This window comes from Streptomyces sp. NPDC002181 (assembly GCF_042890485.1).
Classification (GTDB): domain Bacteria; phylum Actinomycetota; class Actinomycetes; order Streptomycetales; family Streptomycetaceae; genus Streptomyces.
In genome coordinates this window covers 22,553-38,902 of record NZ_JBIASC010000010.1, presented here as the reverse complement: position 1 = coordinate 38,902, position 16,350 = coordinate 22,553, and the positions used below count along the sequence as shown (strand labels likewise).

Sequence of the window (16,350 nt, the reverse complement as noted above, 5' to 3'; positions counted from 1 at the left end):
AGCGTGGTCGCGTGCCCCGCGCCAGAGCCGAAGCCACGGACCCGACCCTGCCCACGCCCGTCGCGGCAGCCGCCGCCCGCCCGCTGCGGGCCTCGGTATCGGGCCTGCTCAGGGCATGCCATCCGGTGCCCGCTGCGGCTGTGACCCTCCTGGCCGCAGCCCTGGCCGCGGCCGTGGGGCGCGGCCTCTCCGGCGCGGTGCTCGTCGCGGCGGCCGTGGGTACGGGCCAGCTGTCGGTGGGCTGGTGCAACGACCGGGTGGACCTCGGCCGGGACCTGGTGACCGGCCGCCGGGACAAACCCCTCGTCTGCGGCGCGGTGCGGCCCGCCGCCGTGACGGCCTCGGCGCTCACGGCCCTGCTGCTCTGCGTTCCGCTGTCACTGGCCGGCGGCCTGCTCGGGGGCTGCGCCCACCTGTGCGGGGTGGCCGCCGCCTGGGCGTACGACCTGCGGCTGAAGAGCACCGCCGTCTCCTGGCTGCCGTACGCCCTCGCCTTCGGCCTGCTCCCCGCCTTCGTCACCCTCGGCCTGCCCGGTGCGCCGTGGCCGCCGTGGTGGCTGACCGCCGCAGCGGCGCTGCTGGGCGCGGGCGCGCACTTCGCCAACGTGCTGCCCGACATCGAGGACGACCTGGCGACGGGGGTGTCGGGCCTGCCGCACCGCATCGGCGCGCGCGTCTCGGCCGTCGTCGGCGGGCTCCTGGTGCTCGGCTCGGCGGCGGCCCTCGTGGCGGGACCGCCGGGACGGGTGCCGGCGTACGGCTGGGGGCTGCTCGCGGTGACGGTCGCGGCCGTACTCCTCGGGGCCCTGCGGCCGGCCGGCCGGAGCCGGATCCCGTTCCTGGCGACGATGGCGGTCGCCGGGGCCGATGTCGTGCTGCTGGTGGTCCGCGGGGCCGACCTCGCGGGGCGGGCCTGAAGCCGCCACCGGATCGGGAAGCCGCCACCGGCCCGGGCCGCCCCCACACGCCCGGGCCGCCCCCACCGGCACCGGCTCAGGCCGCGGCCGCCTCCGCCGGCGGGCGGCGGGTCCGGGTCCACTCCAGCAGCTGCTCCGCGGGCCAGGTGTTCACGACCCGCTCGGCCGGCACCCCGCACTCCACGGCCCGTTCGCAGCCGGTCGGCTGCCAGTCCAGCTGGCCCGGGGCGTGCGCGTCCGTGTCGATCGCGAACAGCGCCCCGGATGCCACGGCCGACCGCAGCAGCCGGCGCGGCGGGTCCAGCCGCTCGGGCCGGCTGTTGATCTCCACGGCGGTCCCGGATTCCGCGCAGGCGGCGAACACCGCCTCGGCGTCGAACTGCGACTCGGGTCGGGTGCGCCCCGTCACCAGGCGCCCCGTGCAGTGGCCCAGGACGTCCATCAGGGGGTTGCGCACGGCGGCCAGCAGCCGGCGCGTCATCGCGGGCGACTCCATCCGCAGCTTCGAGTGGACGGATCCGACCACGAGGTCCAGCCGGTCCAGCAGTTCCGGCTCCTGGTCCAGGGAGCCGTCGAGCAGGATGTCGCACTCGATGCCGGCCAGCAGCCGGAAGGGGGCCCACCCCTCGTTCAGCTCCGCCACCACGTCCAGCTGCTCGCGCAGCCGCTCCGGGGAGAGCCCCCGGGCGACGGTGAGGCTCGGGGAGTGGTCGGTGAGCACGGCCCACTCGTGGCCCAGCCCGGCCGCCGCCCGGGCCATGGCCTCGATCGGGCTGCCGCCGTCGGACCATTCGGAGTGCAGGTGGCAGTCCCCGCGCAGGGCCGCGCGCAGCGCGAGGGCGGCGGGGCTCGCCGGCGGGCCCTCGGGGTGCGCCGCGACCTCGTCCTCCAGTTTCTGCAGGTACGCGGGGATCGCCCCGCCGACCGCCTCCCGTACGACCTGGGCGGTTTTCGGGCCGATGCCCTTGACCGCTTCGAGGGTTCCGGCCCCGACGCGCTCGCGCACCTCAGGTTCGCCCATGCGCACGAGGGCGGCTGCCGCCTTCCGGAAGGCCTGCACCCGGTAGGTCGGGGCCTGCCCGCGTTCCAGCAGGAAGGCGATGCGCTCCAGCGCGGCGACCGGATCCATGGAACACCTCCAGAGTGCCCCCCGGCCTCCAGTGTGACCGGCGCCCCCAAGGATGTCTTGGGATGGCCATAAGTTCTGTTTATAGGGCCATAAGCGGGGGGCGGGTGCTGGGTTAGGGTTCCCTTAGCTTAGGGTTCCTTCTGATCCAGTGTTTTTCGGTCGAAGGGAACCAGTCATGCCTCGCCCCCTCCGGGTAGCAATCGTCGGTGCCGGCCCCGCCGGAATCTACGCCGCCGACGCGCTGCTGAAGTCCGAGGCGGCCGCCGAGCCGGGTGTCTCCATCGACCTCTTCGAGCGGATGCCCGCCCCCTTCGGCCTGATCCGGTACGGGGTCGCCCCCGACCACCCGCGGATCAAGGGCATCATCACCGCTCTCCACCAGGTGCTCGACAAGCCGCAGGTCCGCCTGTTCGGCAACGTGGACTACCCCAACGACATCAGCCTCGACGAACTCCACTCGTTCTACGACGCGGTGATCTTCTCCACCGGCGCCACCGCAGACCGCGCACTCGCCATACCGGGCGTCGAGCTCGACGGCTCCTACGGCGCCGCCGACTTCGTCTCCTGGTACGACGGCCACCCCGACGTCCCGCGCACCTGGCCGCTGGAGGCCGAGAAGGTCGCCGTCCTCGGCGTCGGCAACGTCGCCCTCGACGTCGCGCGCATCCTCGCGAAGACCGCCGACGAGCTGCTGCCGACCGAGATCCCCGCGAACGTCCACGAGGGCCTCAAGGCCAACAAGGCGCTCGAAGTCCACGTCTTCGGCCGCCGGGGCCCGGCGCAGGCCAAGTTCAGCCCGATGGAGCTGCGCGAGCTCGACCACTCGCCCAACATCGAGGTCATCGTCAACCCCGAGGACATCGACTACGACGAGGGCTCGATCGCCGAGCGCCGCAAGAACAAGCAGACCGACATGGTCGCCAAGACGCTGGAGAACTGGGCGATCCGCGACATCGGCGAGCGCCCGCACAAGCTGTTCCTGCACTTCTTCGAGTCGCCCGCCGAGATCCTCGGCGAGGACGGCAAGGTCGTCGGCCTGCGCACCGAGCGCACCGAGCTCGACGGCACGGGCAACGTCAAGGGCACCGGCCGGTTCACCGACTGGGACGTCCGGTCCGTCTACCGCGCTGTGGGCTACCTGTCCGACGAACTGCCCAAGCTGCCCTGGGACGTCGACAGCGGCACGGTCCCGGACGAGGGCGGCCGCGTGATCGAGGCCGGCGAACACCTGCGGTCCACGTACGTGACCGGCTGGATCCGGCGCGGTCCGATCGGCCTCATCGGCCACACCAAGGGCGACGCGAACGAGACCGTCGCGAACCTCCTGGCGGACCACGCGGGCGGCCGCCTGCGGACGCCCGCCGAGCCCGCGCCGGAGGCCGTCGAGGCCTTCCTCGCCGAGCGCAGCGTCCGCTTCACGACGTGGGAGGGCTGGTACAAGCTCGACGCCGCCGAGAAGGCGCTGGGCGAGCCCGAGGGCCGCGAGCGCGTGAAGATCGTCGAGCGCGAGGACATGCTGAAGGCGAGCGGGGCCTGATCGCCACGCGTCGCTGATCGGGTGGGGGCCGCCGGAGGTGGCCCCCACCCGCATGTCCGGCGGGCCGTCAGCCCGTGATGGAGAGGATCTTCCGGGTCTTCAGATCGGCCTGGACGTGGAGCCGGGTGGTGTCGCTGCCGCTCCAGGTCAACGTCACGTCCGCATTGGTCTTGCCCATGCCGCTGTCGACGTGGACGACCTTCCACTCCAGCGGCACGTTCTGGGCGCGCAGGACACCGTCCGCGTGGTTGGTCTCCTCCCACTTCGCCAGCTCGCGCTGGAGCGGTGCGGAGAGATAGGCGGCCCGCAGCTGCTTCGCGCGCGTGCCGTCCCCGTCGTACACCGCGTCGATGTACGCGCCGTAGAAAACGGTGATCCGGGAGAACGCGGCCTCGGGGCTGCCGGACACGGACGGCGCCGCGGCGGCCGGCCGGCCGCCGCGCGGCGCGCCCGCGTCGGTGCCCGCGTCGGTGGTCGCGGAGGCGCTGGTGACGAGGGCGAGTGTGAGTGCGGCCGTCGCGGCGGTGGCCGCGAGGGCGAGGGAAGCGGTGCGCCTGGCCTTGGCCGGAGACTTGGACATCGTTCGGACCTTTCGCCGTGCTCGGATGCCGAGGAGATGAACCCACCGACGCCGCCCGCCCGCCGGACGGTTCTCGGATCGTGCGAAATGGCCTGAAAGCGACGCCGATGGCGTACAGCCGCCTATCGGGGCGAACCCAGACAGCTCAGCGCCGCCGTCCGCAGGGCCCGTACGCCCGCCGGAAGCGCCGTGCGCACGTCCGGAGCGAAGTCCGGCGCGTGGTTGGCGGGCAGGACGGCCAGCTTCTGCGCCGCGTTCGCGCCGGGCGCCGCCGACCAGGCCGCCGGGCCGATCACGCCCAGCATCCAGTACGCGAGGCGCACGCCCGCCACTCCGTGCAGCGACCGGCCCGCGTCGCCGAACAGTCCGAAGTCCTCCGTGGCCAGGGAAGGCGGCCACATGGCCACCCGCTCCGCGCCGAACTCCGCCGCGTGCGCCTCCCGTACGGCCGCGGTCGTCGCCGGATCGGGGTGGGTGACCGGCGAGGAGCCGGTCCGGACGATCTCCGGCTCCCCGGGGCAGTCCGAGGCGGCGCACTCGGCCCGGACGATCCGCTCCACGGCCGCCGCCGCCCGGGCCAGCGCCGCCTCGCCGGCCGCCCGTACGGTGACGCCCAGCTCGGCCCGGTCGGGCACGACGTTCGCGCGCTCGCCCGCCCGGAACGAGCCGACGGTGACGGCCACCTGCTCCGAAGGGGCCGCCTCGCGCGCCACCACCGTCTGGAGCCGGGTCACCACGTGCGCGGCCGTCACCACCGGGTCCACGGTCAGCTGGGGGGCTCCGGCATGGCCCCCGCGGCCGTGGACGACGATCCGGAAGGTGACGCTCCCGGCGGTCATCGGCCCGTACCCGTGCGCGACCATCCCGGCCGGCAGCGGGGCGGCGTGCTGCGCCAGCACGGCGTCGGGCGGCCCGACCCGCTCGTACAGCCCGTCCGACAGCATCGCCCGCGCGCCCTCCAGGGTTTCCTCGGCGGGCTGGCCCACCACCACGAGCGTGCCCCGCCAGCCGTTCGGCTCCCGGGCCAGCAGGGCGGCGGCCCCGGCCGCCGCGGCCAGGTGCAGATCGTGCCCGCAGGCGTGCGCGGCCTCGCCCTCGCTGGCGTACGCGAGCCCCGTCGTCTCCCGTACGGGCAGGGCGTCGAGCTCGGCGCGCAGCAGCACGGTCGGCCCGGCGCCGTTGCGCAGCACCCCGGCGACCCCGTGCCCGCCGATCCCGCGCGTCACCGCGTACCCCTCGGCTTCGAGCGCGCCCGCGAGACGGGCCGCCGTGCGCCGCTCCCGGCCCGACAGTTCCGGATCCCGGTGCAGTTCCAGGTAGAGGGTGGTCAGGGGCCTGATGAGGTCGGAGAGCATGGGTCCCATGGTCGGGCAGGGCCCGCGGGGCGGATGCGTCAGGGCGCTGACACTTCCTGTCAGAGAGGTGGCAGCGGTCCGGGGGGTGAGCTGACGGCGTGACCGGCTCTGATGGAGGGGCAGCACGCCCCCGCCCACCGATCGAAGGAGCCATCATGGAGAAGTCGCCCCTCGCCTCGCTCGCCGACGAGATCCTCGAACTCGAATCCGAGACGTTCGAGATCTCCGACTACTCGGACGCCAGCGAGGTCGTGCTCGCCGGTTCCACGAGCTGCAGCTCGACCTCGACCTGCTCCTCCACCACCAGCACGACCTCTTGTAGCGCCTGACCCGCGGTCAGGACGCAGGCGCACAGGTGCCCCGGCCCGCGCACGGCGCGCGGACCGGGGCACTGTCGTGCGGGGCGGGGCACTGTCGTACGGGGCGGAGGCGGAATCAGGGGAACGGGTGCGGGACCATCCGGATCTCGGCCTCCGTCAGGTCCGTCTCCCGCAGCCCCGCCCGGCGCGGCGCCGTCCGCAGCCGCGGCAGGTACGGGGCCCGCTGCCGCGACCAGCCGAAGTCGATCGGCAGCAGCCCGGGCACCACCGCGCACACGGTGCGCAGCCCGATCCGCAGCTGCTCGGGAGTCGTCTGGTCGACGACGATCACATCGTGCCCGGCGTCCGTCAACTTCCCCACGACGCACAGCAGGTCATCGCGGAGATCCCCGCCGGCCGGCCGCCCGGTGGAGCCCTGGGGCGGATACGGCCAGGAGCGGTACAGCGCGTCCATCGGCCCGATGCCCGCCGGCTCCGTATAGGGCCGTACGTACGGGGCCATCGCGGGCAGACCGTACAGCTGCGCGTGGTCCTTGAGATGGCGTACGAGGCCGAAGTCGGCCGCCATCGCCTCCAGTTCGCCCCGGCGCTCGGCGACCTGCCGGGGCAGGTGAGGAATGTAGGTGAGGACCTCGGAGAGCGCGGCCTCCACGGCGGCCGCCGGATCGAGCGCCGCGCCCGCCCCGAACGCGAACAGCCCCGGACCGCCGTCCCGGCGCACGGCGAGCCCGGTGACCACGGGCACCGCCAGGTCGATCCGGTTGTCGAACGCGCGGACCTCGTACCCCTGGAGTGCGGCCCGGTCCGCCATCCTCCGGACCGCCGGGCCCGGCACCGAGCCCAAGTCGATCTCGGTCAGCGGCAGCCCGGCGTACCAGGCGAGCAGGAAGGCGTCCCGCTCGATCAGTTCCAGCAGCGCGCCCAGCAGCGCCTCCTCCGTACAGCTGCCGATCGCGCAGCCGTTGGAGCATTCGAAGACGAAGTTGTCGGCCGCCAGCCCCGCGCTGTAGTGCACCAGCCGCGCCGGGACCAGCACCGGCCGGTCGTCGCGCAGGGAATGCCCGTACACCCAGGGGATCGGCCGCCGCGGGTCGAACGGCGAGACCAGCGGATCGTCACGGTAGGTCCCGGGAGCGTAGAACCCGCACTCCGCCGGGTCCAGCGCGCGCTCGCCCAGCTCCGCGTACGAGGCGGTGAGCAGCGAGCTCCCGGTGCGGCGGTGCGTGCCGGCGTACCGCTCCAGCCCTTCGAGGAACGCCAGATCGCGGCTGGCGGCGTAGCCGTTGGCCTGCCCGCTCCACGTGACGTCGGTCAGGCCCGCGTAGCCGCGCATGAAGACGCTGCCCGCGACGGGCGCGGTCGTCGGCGAGGTGATGTCGGTCCAGGTGCCCGCACCCAGCACCCCGGTCACCGGATTGGCCAGCGCCGCGTACGGCATTGGGTACGAGTCCGCCGCGCGCAGCCGCTGCGCGTCCGGGGCGGGTTTGGGCCGGGAGGCGGGGGTGAAGGGCGCCGGGGCGTCGGCGCCGCGGGGCCCGCAGTCGGGGCAGAGCGGGTCGGCGGCCAGCGGGTACGTACGGACCTGGAGGCTCTCCAGGTCCAGCCGGCTGACCTGGGGCAGGGCCCGGTCGGCCGCCGCCGGGCCGGGCGCCGTCACGTACCCGCCGAACACCGCCTCGTGCAGCGCGTACGCCGCGTCGCGCAGGGCGGGGGTGAGCAGCGGCCACCACGCGGCGACCGGCGTGGGCGGCCCGCTGCCCGTCTCCAGCGCGTCGCGCTCGCTGCGGCTGCGCAGCCGCTGCCAGCGCATCGCCAGGCACTGGCCGCAGGCCGGGGCGGAGCCGTCGCCGCCCCAGGGGCCGATCAGCACGGCCCGGGCGCCGAGGTGGACGGTGGCGGCCGGACGCACGGCCGCGAACGGGTCGCCGGCGCGCGGTCCGAGCGCGTCGTGCACGCCCAGGGTGACCACGCCGGCGCCGAGTCCGGCCAGACCCGCGGCCAGCTCGCGCCGGGCCGCCTCCAGCGGGGAGGCCGTGAGGACCGCCGTCGTGTCGGTCATGTCCGGTTGCTCCAGCGGAAGGTCTTGAGCCCGATCGCGCCGAACAGCAGGGCGAACCCGGCCAGGGCCGCGCAGCCGGTCCCGATCGCGGCCGGCGAGCCCGAACCGGTGAGCGCGCCCGTCGCGGCGTCGTTGAGGTAGCGCAGCGGCAGCACCCGGGAGACGGACCGGAGCCAGGAGGGCATCATGTCCAGCGGCAGGAAGGAGCCGGACAGGAACGCCATCGGCACCATCATGCAGTTGGCGATCGCGGCGACGGCCTCGGGAGTGTTCGCGTACGTTCCGACGATCACTCCGATCGCCATGAACGCCGTGATCCCGAGGACCAGCGCGGGCAGCACCAGCGGCCACCGCCCGTCCAGCTCCAGCCCGAACCCGGGCAGCATCGCCACCGCGATGAACACCGCGGCCTGTACGACGCCGACGGCGAGCGCCAGCACGTACCGCGAGGCCAGTACGGTCGTCAGCGGGGTCGGGGTCAGCCGGATCAGCCGGAGCAGGTCGTCGCGCCGCCACTGCATCAGCGTGAACGCGATGCCGAAGACCGCCGCGTTGGCCACGCCCCACGACATGACGCCGGGGGCGATGTACGAGATGTAGGGGCGGCCGCTCTGCTCCACGTCCTGCCCGCTGAAGATCAGGCCGAACACGACGAGGAAGAGGAGCGGGAAGGCGAACGTGAAGAAGAGGGTGGCCTTGTCCCGGACCTGCGCCCGGTAGCCGGCGGCCGTCAGGGCCGTGTACGCGCTCATGCCTGGGACTCCGTGGTGTGGGGGTGTGCGGGGTGCGAGGGGTTCGGGATGTGCTCGGAGCGGGCGTGGCCGGTGAGTTCGAGGTAGACGTCCTCCAGGGTGGCCGTACGGGTCAGCACCCCGTCGAGCCCGGTCAGCGCGTCGACGGCCTGGAGCACCTTGCCGGGCGAGGCGGTCTCCAGGACCAGCGAGCCGCCCTGCACGCTCGCCCGGTCCACCCCGGGCAGCGCCAGGGCCTGCGCGAGCTCGATCCGTCCGGCGGGCAGCAGCAGCCGTGAGGGCGCCCCGGCGGCGGTGACCAGCCGGTGCGGGGAGTCCAGTGCGGCCACCTTGCCGTCGACCAGGATGGCCACCCGGTCGCAGAGGGCCTCGGCCTCGTCGAGGTGGTGCGTGGTGTAGACGATCGTGCGCCCCTCGCCCTTGAGGACGCGCAGCACCTCCCACAGATCGCGGCGGGCCTGCGGATCGAGGGCGGCGGTCGGCTCGTCCAGGAAGATCAGCTCCGGTCCGTGGACCAGCGCCGAGGCGATGGCGAGGCGCTGGCGCTGCCCGCCCGAAAGGTTCTCGACCAGGACGTCGCGCTGCCCGGTCAGCCCCACCGTCTCCAGGGTGCGGTCCGCGGCCGCCGGTTCGGCGCGGTACAGCCCGGCGACCGTGGCCAGGTGCTCGCGCGCGGTCTGCCGGACGAAGAAGGCGGAGGCCTGGGTCTGCACGCCCATGCGCGGCAGCAGCGCGGTGTCGCGGGGCCAGGGGCTGTGGTCCAGGACCCGTACCGTGCCGGAATCGGCCTGCCGCAGGCCCTCCATGATCTCGATGAGGGTGGTCTTGCCCGCGCCGTTGGGCCCGAGGAGGCCGAAGAACTCGCCGCGGCGGACGTCGAAGGAGACCCCGTCCACGGCCTGGCGGTCACCATAGCGTTTGCGTACGTCGCGGACGGCGATGGCCGGGGAGTCGGGAGGCTGGGTGCTGTCGGTCGTCATGGGCGGGGCATTCCCTCGGTGTGGTCGCGGATGTCGGGATCAGGAAGGAGAAGTGGAGGAGGAGGCGATCGAGTACCAGACGGCGGCGGTCAGCGCGCAGGCCGCCAGGAGGACGAGGACGGCCGAGCCGACGGCGTAGCCGAGGTAGATGCGGCGGGCCCGCGCCGGGTATCCGGCCGCGGCGGCGCGGTCGCGCAGCCGCAGCCGTACGTAGGCGGAGCCGGCGGGTGCCAGCCGGGTCACGCGCAGCGCGTGGCCGAGCATCGCGTAGCCGTCCAGCGGCGGCAGCGGGACGAGGTTGACCAGGGCCTGGGCGCTGCCGAGCAGGAGCAGCGCGCCGAGCACCCGGCCGGTGGGGTCGCCCGGGGCCAGGGCGGTCCACCAGCCGGAGAACGGCAGCAGGAAGAGCAGGTTGGCGAAGGCCCCGGCCGCGGCGACGGACAGCTGGTCCCGGCGGCGGCGCAGATAGCGGTAGTTGTCGACGGTGCAGTACATGATCGCCACCGGCAGCCGCCAGCGCAGCCCGATCTCGCCGACGGTGCCGCCGACATGGCGGGCGGCGATCCCGTGCGCGAACTCGTGCACCACGGTGCTCAGCCACAGCAGCGTGGCCACGGCGAGCAGCGGCACCGGGTGCGAGGCCAGCCACCACAGGTCGCGGACGAGTTCCCGCGCGTTCGCGGCGAGCACCCCTTCCATCGCCAGGCAGGCCAGCAGGAGCAGCCCCAGCACCGCCGGGTGCAGGACCGGCCGCAGGAAGCGGTGCAGCCGGGCCGTGGTGGCGTCGGCGTCCGCGACCAGCCGCAGGGTGCCCCGGAGCAGGTTCCCGGTCCGGGGCGGGCCGGCGGCCTTCGGAGCGGCGGGCGGCGGACCGCCCGCGAGCAGCCGCCGGGTCCCGAGCAGGGCCAGCAGCTGCTGCCAGTTCCGCTCGCCGAGCCGGCGGCCGAAGGCCTCCCCGTAGGCCACGCCGATCTCCGCGAGCGTGCGGGTCCCGTCGAGGCGCGAGACGAGGAAGAACTCCTTCGGGCCGATCTCGAACGAGGCCCCGGACACCGGGTCCTTGACCAGGTGGACCACGGACGGCCCCTTCAGCAGCGGCGGGGACAGCAGGATGCCGGGGCGCAGCGCCGGCCGGTGCGCCGGCAGTCCGGCGGGGCCGGCGGGGCCGGCGGGGCCGGCGCTCATGCTCTCACCGCCCCGGCGCCGCCGGCCCCTTCGCGCAGCACCCGGCCCAGCAGGTGCGCGAGATAGGCCTCGTCCCGGATCGTCACGTGCAGCCGGTTGTTGGTCATGTGCATGTACGGGGAGAGCAGCAGGGGCAGGGCCGCGGCCGGGTCGGTCACCCGCTCGTCGCGCGTGCCGTCCCAGGAGCGGAAGACGAGCTCCCCCGCCTTCGCCAGCTCCTCGGCCCGCCCGCGCAGCTCCCGGCAGTGCTCCGCCCACCCGGCCAGGAAGCCCGGGAGCCGGCCCGTCTCCCCGGCGGCGAGCGCCTCGCGGACGGCGGCGAAGCGGCGCGCGATCCCGGGCGCGGTCTGCCCGTACGTACGGTCGTACTCGGCCGAGCCGATGAATCCGGTGCCGGGGAAGGCACGGTGCCAGAACTCGTAGTAGCGGTCGAGGTAGCCGCCGAGCTCCTCCCGGTCGGGCAGGAACACCCCCGCCATCACCATCATGAGCTGGGCCGAGGTGCCCAGCAGCACGGTCCGCAGGTGCAGGTTCATGCCGCTCAGCGCGTCCATGACGAGATCGCTGGAGTGCGCGAAGTGCCATTCGGCGAGCTCGACCCCGGCCGGGCCGCCGTACTTCCCGTACTCCGGCTCGTACGGCTCGTACGCGTAGCTGTTGTTGGGCCGCAGGTTCATCCGGCCGTCCGGGCCCAGGAACGCCGCCCGGTCGCCCCCGGGGAACTCGATGTCGAACAGGGTGTTGTAGAACTCGTTGAGGAAACCGGAGTCGACCTCGTAGAGCGCGGGCCGCGCCTTGAGGAAGGCGGCGATCGCCTCCTCCGTACGGCGGCGCACCTCGGGCCCGGCACCCGGCGTCGCGGGCCGCAGCCGCAGCCGTACGTGCGGGCCCTCCAGCCAGTAGTTGATGAAGAAGTGCCCGGCGAGCAGGCCGTCACGCGACAGTCCGGCGACCAGCGGGCGCACGCACCGCACCAGCAGGGGAGTCGGGTTGGCGGCGTAGAAGACGTGCACGGCCTGCCACGCACCGCGCTCCTCGAGACCGCGCGCCTCGGTCAGTTCTGACATCGGGGTCCGCCTTCCGGGCGTCGGGTGAGGGTGGTGAAGGTCTCGACGGCGAGCTCGGCGACGTGGTCGCCGCGCGCGGAGCGCGTGTGCAGGCCGCCGGGGTCCGGGAGCATCTCGCGGAACACCACCCGGTGGCCGGGATCGCGCAGCAGCGGCTCGAAGGCCGCCAGCGAGAGCAGGCTGGAGAAGTCCACGTACTGCGGTTTGGCCCCCAGCGCGGACGGCCCGGCGGAGACGGTCGCGAACACCCGCTCCGGGAGTCCGTGCGCCCTGCGCCAGCGCTGCCAGTCCAGGAAGTGCCCGGCCTCCAGCGCTCCCCGCACCGGCAGTTCACCGGCCGTCGTGGTCCAGCTGCGCCGGCTCAGGACGAGGTCCTCGTGCACCACGCGCGGGCGGGTGCGCACCCCGCCGTACGCGGCGCCCTCCTGCACCCCGGCCCACACGTCCGGCGGGGACATCGAGGAAGGGGAGAGCAGCAGCAGCGTCCGCGGGATCGCGGGAAGTGCCAGCGGGACGAGATAGCCGAGGTAGACCGGGATCACCTCGCGGCCGAGCCGGTGCGAACGCAGGACCACCCGGCCGGTGTCCGGAACGTGCTCGGCGTACAGGTCGTCGAGGTGCAGCCGGCGGTCCTCCGGGAGGGTGCCGCTCTCGCCCGGACAGACGATCTCGAACTCGGTCAGCCGGCCGTGCAGATTGAGATTGGTGGTCACCGGGCCGCCGGTCACCTCGGCGAACACCGCGCCCTCAGGCGTGACGTCGACGGCCGCCGCCCGCAGCCCCTCGGCCAGCCCCGCACCGCCTTCGCCGCCCTCGTACACGTGCGTGAAGCGGCTGAACGGGAAGGACAGCCCGCCGTACGAGCGGTTCAGCACGGTCAGCGGATCCCCGGTGGCGGGGTCCCGGGCGAACTGGAGGTGGTGGCACCGAGGAGCGAACCCGGGCAGAACCGGCGCCAGTTCCCGCGCCACGGCCTCGATGTCCGCCCGGGTGAGCCGCAGTTCGCCCGCGCACTGCTCACCGTACGCCGACCAGGCCGTCCGCATCCGGTCGGCGAAGACGCGCCGGGCCGCGTCCAGGGCCCGGATGCCCGGCAGGGAGAGCCAGTTCTCCTCGGGCACGTACTCCCCGCGCGCGTCGAAGGGCGTACGGCGGGCCGTGAAGGACAGGTACTGGTCGAAGAAGTCCTCGTGGAAGTCGTGGACCAGGCCCAGCAGGTCCTCGCAGCGGCCCCCCGGGCCGTGGCGGGCCGTAAAGAACCCCTCGAAGGTGATCCGCTGGGCCAGGGTGAGGTCGAAGGCCGGCAGGATCCGCTCGACGGAACGCAGCGCCCCGCCGCCGGAGCCCGGCTCGGCCCAGGCCGGCCGCGGGAAGGCCAGCTCCCGGCCCGCGCTCACGTCCTCGTACAACAGGGTCTGCGGCAACGCCGTTTCGGGAGCGCCGAGTTCACGCTGCGCCCGGTGCAGGCCCGTGCGCAGCTCGCGCAGCAGCGCCGCCCGCTCGACGGCCCCGGCCGCCGGATAGCGCTCCAGTACGGCGGCGGGCGCGTCGAGCAGGCCGGCCAGCGCATCCGCCCACGGCCGCTCCAGGGCGGACAGCGACCGCTGGAACGCGCGCAGCGGATCACCGTCGTGGACCCCGGTGTCCAGGCAGGGCACGCGCACCATGCCGAGCTGGAGCAGCGCGCCGATGTACGCCTCGCAGTCGGCCGGCCCCGCGCCGTGCTCGGCGGCGAGCCAGTCGGCGAGCTCCTGGTGGCGCAGCTCCGGGCGCCCCGCGAACAGGGCGAGCAGCCGGTCGAGGGTGCCGCTGCGGCGCAGGAAGAACAGCCGGTCCTTGACGGCGTCGAAGGTGACCGCCGCCGCGTCGTCCCCGGCCGTGACCGAGCGCCGTACGTAGCGGATCCGGTCGTCCTCGCGCCCCCAGCCGGGTGCCGGGCGCAGCGGGAGGTCCCGGCGCCGGACCGGGTCGGCGAGGATCAGCTCGGCGAGCCGGGCCAGCACCACGACGTTCAGGCGGACATGGCTGGTCCAGGTGTCCGCGGTGCGGATGCCGTCGCCGGGGGCCGCGCCGGCGGTGAACCGGCCGGTGGCCACGGCGGTGAAGGTGCTGAACGGGCTCGTCTTGCAGGCCGTGCGGTAGACGTACGAGAGCACCGAGCGCTCCACCTTCCGGGCCCGGCCGCCGGGCACGCCGCCGGCGCCCGCGTACGCGTCGAGCTGCGCTTCGAGCACCGGCGAGGCCAGCAGCAGACCCATCCGCAGCCGGTCGTCCCCGAGCAGGGCGCGCAGGGCGGCGCGGCCCCGCCCGAGATCCCCGCCGAGCAGTCCGGCGCCCTCGGCCAGCAGCGCGTCCAGCCGGCGCCGCCGCAGCACCCAGGCGGACAGGTGCCCGGCCGCGATGCCGTCGACGTCGGAGAGCTCCCCGACGGCCGCGTCGGGGTCGGCGGGCAGCCTGCCGTTGTGGATCTGGCGGCGCAGCCGCAGCAGGGCGCGGCGACGGGCCGCGCCCTCGCCGCCGGGGGAGGGGTCGGTCGCGCCGACGGCCTTGTGCAGCGCTTCGCTCAGCTGCTCCGCGTCCGCGCGCAGAGAGTCCTCGGCCGACAGCACCTCGGCCGCCCAGCGGGCGGTGTCCGGGCAGCGCAGCGCGTCGACCGCCGTCAGGGGCAGGCCGGCCACGCGCAGCATGAAGCGGTCGCCCGCCCGCCAGTCGGTGGTGGTGTTCATCCTGATCGTCCTGGTTCTGTCGTAGGGGATCGGGGATCGGGGATCGGGGGTCGGGGGTCGGGGGTCGAAGGTCGGGGTGCCGGGGTGCCGGGGTGCCGGGGTCGCGTCAGGCGATCTCGTGGCGGAAATCGGCCGGCCGTGACCGCTCGTGGCCGAGGAGCATGATCAGCAGCGGCGCCTCGTCGGTGCCGGTCAGCCCCAGCTCCTCGATGTGGCTGACCGTGTCGAAGCCGAGTGCCACGCCCGCGCCGAGGCCGTGAGCCGCGGCGCTCGTGTAGAAGGTCTGGGCGACCGCCCCGACGGCGGCGCCCACCAGCCGGTAGCCGCGGTCGCCCACGGCGTCGAGCACGGCGGTGGTCCGCACGGTCGGCACGATCACGGCGCCCGCCTGCTCCAGGTTGTAGTTGGAGAGGAAATAGCTGCGCTGGAGGAAGGGGCCGGGCGGGCCCGGGACCACCAGGCGCAGGGTGCGGGCCGCCGGATCGTAGGCGTACGCGCCGGGGGCGACCCCCTCGACGTGGTTGACGAACACGTACAGCGAGGTCAGCCCCGGGCCCCCGGGCCGCTCGGCCTCGCTGCCGACGGCCGTGGCGGCGCAGTCCGCCAGCACGGAGGCCAACTCCCGCCCCGCGAGCGGGTGACTCGCGTCGAACCGGCCGAAGCTGCTGCGCCGCGCCCGCAGCGCCGCGTGGACGCCGGTCGGGGCGGCGGCGGGCGCGGGCAGGGGCAGCGGGTCGACCCCGCGCGGCGGACGGGCGGCGGCGTCGTCGAGCGCGCCGGGCGCCGGGCGGTCGGCGGCGCGGCCGAGGGTGGCCTCGTGGATCCGGCGCAGGGACTCGAACGTCAGGACGCGGCGGGAGCGTTCGCGGTCGCGGTGGCGGATGGCGGCCGGAGCGGAGGACCCGGGCGCGGCCTCCCCGCCGGCCGACGTACGGTCACCGGCCGCCTTACGGTCACCGCCCGCAGTACGGTCACCGCCCGCCCACTCCAGCGGCACGACCGCGAAGACCCCCTCCTCCCGGTGGTCCACGCCCAGCAGCCGTGCGAGCCGCTCCTCGTCGAACCAGAGCACGGGAGCGATCCGCAGCCCCTGCTCCCGCGCCCACAGCCGCCAGGTCTGGAGCACCGTGCCCACGTCCATGCTCACGGCGTGGAAGGAGAAGCTGTTGTACTTGAAGGAGTTCTGCCAGTACTTGACGCTGAGGATCAGGTACTGGGAGGCGCCCGAGGCGTGCGCCGGGGCGCCGGCCCCCAGCGCGTCCCGGACGTCCCCCGTGACATCGCCGGCCAGCAGCCGGCGCATGCCCTGCCGGTGCGGCGCGTAGTGGTACACGCCCGGGGTGAGGGGGCCGCCCGGACCGGCCGCCCAGTGGACGGCGACCGGGTAGAGCCCGCCCCCGGAAGCCGTCCCGCGGGACCAGTTGGCCTGCGGGTAGTGCGGCAGCGCCGCCAGATCCGTATTGGCCTGGACGCCGAGGCGCCGGCCGGTCAGCCCGTACGAGTCCAGCAGCATCCCGGAGAGCAGCGCCAGGTCGAACCCGCCGGCGGGTCCGGCCGAGGGCTCCCCGTACCGCGGTTCGGGCAGCGGCAGGGTCTCCGCGCCCGGATGGAACTTGGCCTTGCGCGGGCGGTCGGCCCAGTCGGGCACGAAGTCGACGGGCTCCATCGGCACCCGTCCGCGGTGCATGATGGCGGTGGCGTAGTCATGGGCGTGGCCCACGGGTCCTCCTTCGATCGGGCGGG

Annotated in this window: 13 protein-coding genes; 3 read left to right on the top strand and 10 right to left on the bottom strand. The window is 74.6% G+C overall.

What is annotated here, in order from left to right:
* Positions 1 to 11: 11 nt before the first annotated feature.
* Positions 12 to 917 carry a UbiA family prenyltransferase gene (locus ACFYXV_RS23405; protein ID WP_389383914.1) on the top strand — a complete coding sequence of 302 codons (906 nt, stop codon included), beginning with the start codon at positions 12 to 14 and terminating at the stop codon, positions 915 to 917.
* A gap of 76 nt (positions 918 to 993) precedes the next feature.
* On the opposite strand, the gene ACFYXV_RS23400 is transcribed toward ACFYXV_RS23405, so the two are convergent.
* Complete coding sequence (locus ACFYXV_RS23400; protein ID WP_389383913.1) at positions 994 to 2,046, bottom strand: PHP domain-containing protein; 1,053 nt, start codon at positions 2,044 to 2,046, stop codon at positions 994 to 996.
* 175 nt (positions 2,047 to 2,221) lie between these two features.
* Here ACFYXV_RS23400 and ACFYXV_RS23395 point away from each other — a divergent pair, with 175 nt between their 5' ends.
* A complete protein-coding gene (locus ACFYXV_RS23395; protein WP_385469205.1) occupies positions 2,222 to 3,583 on the top strand; it encodes an FAD-dependent oxidoreductase in 1,362 nt (453 codons plus the stop codon).
* A gap of 67 nt (positions 3,584 to 3,650) precedes the next feature.
* Here the strand turns inward: ACFYXV_RS23395 and ACFYXV_RS23390 are convergent, their stop codons facing one another.
* Both ACFYXV_RS23390 and ACFYXV_RS23385 read right to left on the bottom strand, forming a co-directional pair.
* The gene (locus tag ACFYXV_RS23390) at positions 3,651 to 4,163 is read right to left on the bottom strand and encodes a hypothetical protein (protein WP_385469209.1); all 513 of its coding nucleotides are present in this window, start codon (positions 4,161 to 4,163) and stop codon (positions 3,651 to 3,653) included.
* Between the two features lie 122 nt (positions 4,164 to 4,285).
* The gene (locus tag ACFYXV_RS23385; protein WP_389383912.1) at positions 4,286 to 5,518 is read right to left on the bottom strand and encodes an amidohydrolase; all 1,233 of its coding nucleotides are present in this window, start codon (positions 5,516 to 5,518) and stop codon (positions 4,286 to 4,288) included.
* Positions 5,519 to 5,673: 155 nt separating this feature from the next.
* Here ACFYXV_RS23385 and ACFYXV_RS23380 point away from each other — a divergent pair, with 155 nt between their 5' ends.
* Entirely contained in the window at positions 5,674 to 5,847 is a 174-nt protein-coding gene (locus tag ACFYXV_RS23380; protein WP_007268044.1) for a thiazolylpeptide-type bacteriocin, read from the top strand.
* 106 nt (positions 5,848 to 5,953) lie between these two features.
* Here the strand turns inward: ACFYXV_RS23380 and ACFYXV_RS23375 are convergent, their stop codons facing one another.
* The 7 genes from ACFYXV_RS23375 to ACFYXV_RS23345 all read right to left on the bottom strand — a co-directional run bounded on the left by ACFYXV_RS23375 (position 5,954) and on the right by ACFYXV_RS23345 (position 16,327).
* Positions 5,954 to 7,897, bottom strand: coding sequence for a TOMM precursor leader peptide-binding protein (locus ACFYXV_RS23375; protein WP_389383911.1), 1,944 nt, complete (start codon positions 7,895 to 7,897; stop codon positions 5,954 to 5,956).
* The gene (locus tag ACFYXV_RS23370; protein WP_385469215.1) at positions 7,894 to 8,649 is read right to left on the bottom strand and encodes an ABC transporter permease; all 756 of its coding nucleotides are present in this window, start codon (positions 8,647 to 8,649) and stop codon (positions 7,894 to 7,896) included. Before ACFYXV_RS23370 ends, ACFYXV_RS23375 begins: the two co-directional genes overlap by 4 nt.
* Positions 8,646 to 9,629: an ABC transporter ATP-binding protein gene (locus ACFYXV_RS23365; protein WP_389383910.1), complete on the bottom strand. Its 984-nt coding sequence runs from the start codon at positions 9,627 to 9,629 to the stop codon at positions 8,646 to 8,648. The genes ACFYXV_RS23370 and ACFYXV_RS23365 overlap by 4 nt, the downstream gene beginning before the upstream one ends.
* A 39-nt stretch (positions 9,630 to 9,668) precedes the next feature.
* Entirely contained in the window at positions 9,669 to 10,814 is a 1,146-nt protein-coding gene (locus ACFYXV_RS23360) for a peptidase M50 (protein WP_389383909.1), read from the bottom strand.
* Positions 10,811 to 11,881: a lantibiotic dehydratase C-terminal domain-containing protein gene (locus ACFYXV_RS23355; RefSeq protein WP_385469221.1), complete on the bottom strand. Its 1,071-nt coding sequence runs from the start codon at positions 11,879 to 11,881 to the stop codon at positions 10,811 to 10,813. Before ACFYXV_RS23355 ends, ACFYXV_RS23360 begins: the two co-directional genes overlap by 4 nt.
* Positions 11,869 to 14,607, bottom strand: coding sequence for a lantibiotic dehydratase (locus ACFYXV_RS23350; RefSeq protein ID WP_389383908.1), 2,739 nt, complete (start codon positions 14,605 to 14,607; stop codon positions 11,869 to 11,871). The genes ACFYXV_RS23355 and ACFYXV_RS23350 overlap by 13 nt, the downstream gene beginning before the upstream one ends.
* Before the next feature lie 106 nt (positions 14,608 to 14,713).
* On the bottom strand, positions 14,714 to 16,327 hold the full coding sequence (locus ACFYXV_RS23345) for a nitroreductase family protein (protein WP_389383907.1): 1,614 nt from the start codon (positions 16,325 to 16,327) through the stop codon (positions 14,714 to 14,716).
* Positions 16,328 to 16,350: the final 23 nt, after the last annotated feature.

Bases quoted from the DNA above. Each gene is read 5' to 3' on its own strand.
- ACFYXV_RS23395 (WP_385469205.1), top strand. From the start codon at position 2,222: ATGCCTCGCCCCCTCCGGGTAGCAATCGTCGGTGCCGGCCCCGCCGGA.
- ACFYXV_RS23370 (WP_385469215.1), bottom strand. From the start codon at position 8,649: ATGAGCGCGTACACGGCCCTGACGGCCGCCGGCTACCGGGCGCAGGTC.
- ACFYXV_RS23365 (WP_389383910.1), bottom strand. From the start codon at position 9,629: ATGACGACCGACAGCACCCAGCCTCCCGACTCCCCGGCCATCGCCGTC.
- ACFYXV_RS23375 (WP_389383911.1), bottom strand. From the start codon at position 7,897: ATGACCGACACGACGGCGGTCCTCACGGCCTCCCCGCTGGAGGCGGCC.
- ACFYXV_RS23390 (WP_385469209.1), bottom strand. From the start codon at position 4,163: ATGTCCAAGTCTCCGGCCAAGGCCAGGCGCACCGCTTCCCTCGCCCTC.
- ACFYXV_RS23360 (WP_389383909.1), bottom strand. From the start codon at position 10,814: ATGAGCGCCGGCCCCGCCGGCCCCGCCGGCCCCGCCGGACTGCCGGCG.
- ACFYXV_RS23400 (WP_389383913.1), bottom strand. From the start codon at position 2,046: ATGGATCCGGTCGCCGCGCTGGAGCGCATCGCCTTCCTGCTGGAACGC.
- ACFYXV_RS23355 (WP_385469221.1), bottom strand. From the start codon at position 11,881: ATGTCAGAACTGACCGAGGCGCGCGGTCTCGAGGAGCGCGGTGCGTGG.
- ACFYXV_RS23350 (WP_389383908.1), bottom strand. From the start codon at position 14,607: ATGAACACCACCACCGACTGGCGGGCGGGCGACCGCTTCATGCTGCGC.
- ACFYXV_RS23385 (WP_389383912.1), bottom strand. From the start codon at position 5,518: ATGCTCTCCGACCTCATCAGGCCCCTGACCACCCTCTACCTGGAACTG.
- ACFYXV_RS23380 (WP_007268044.1), top strand. From the start codon at position 5,674: ATGGAGAAGTCGCCCCTCGCCTCGCTCGCCGACGAGATCCTCGAACTC.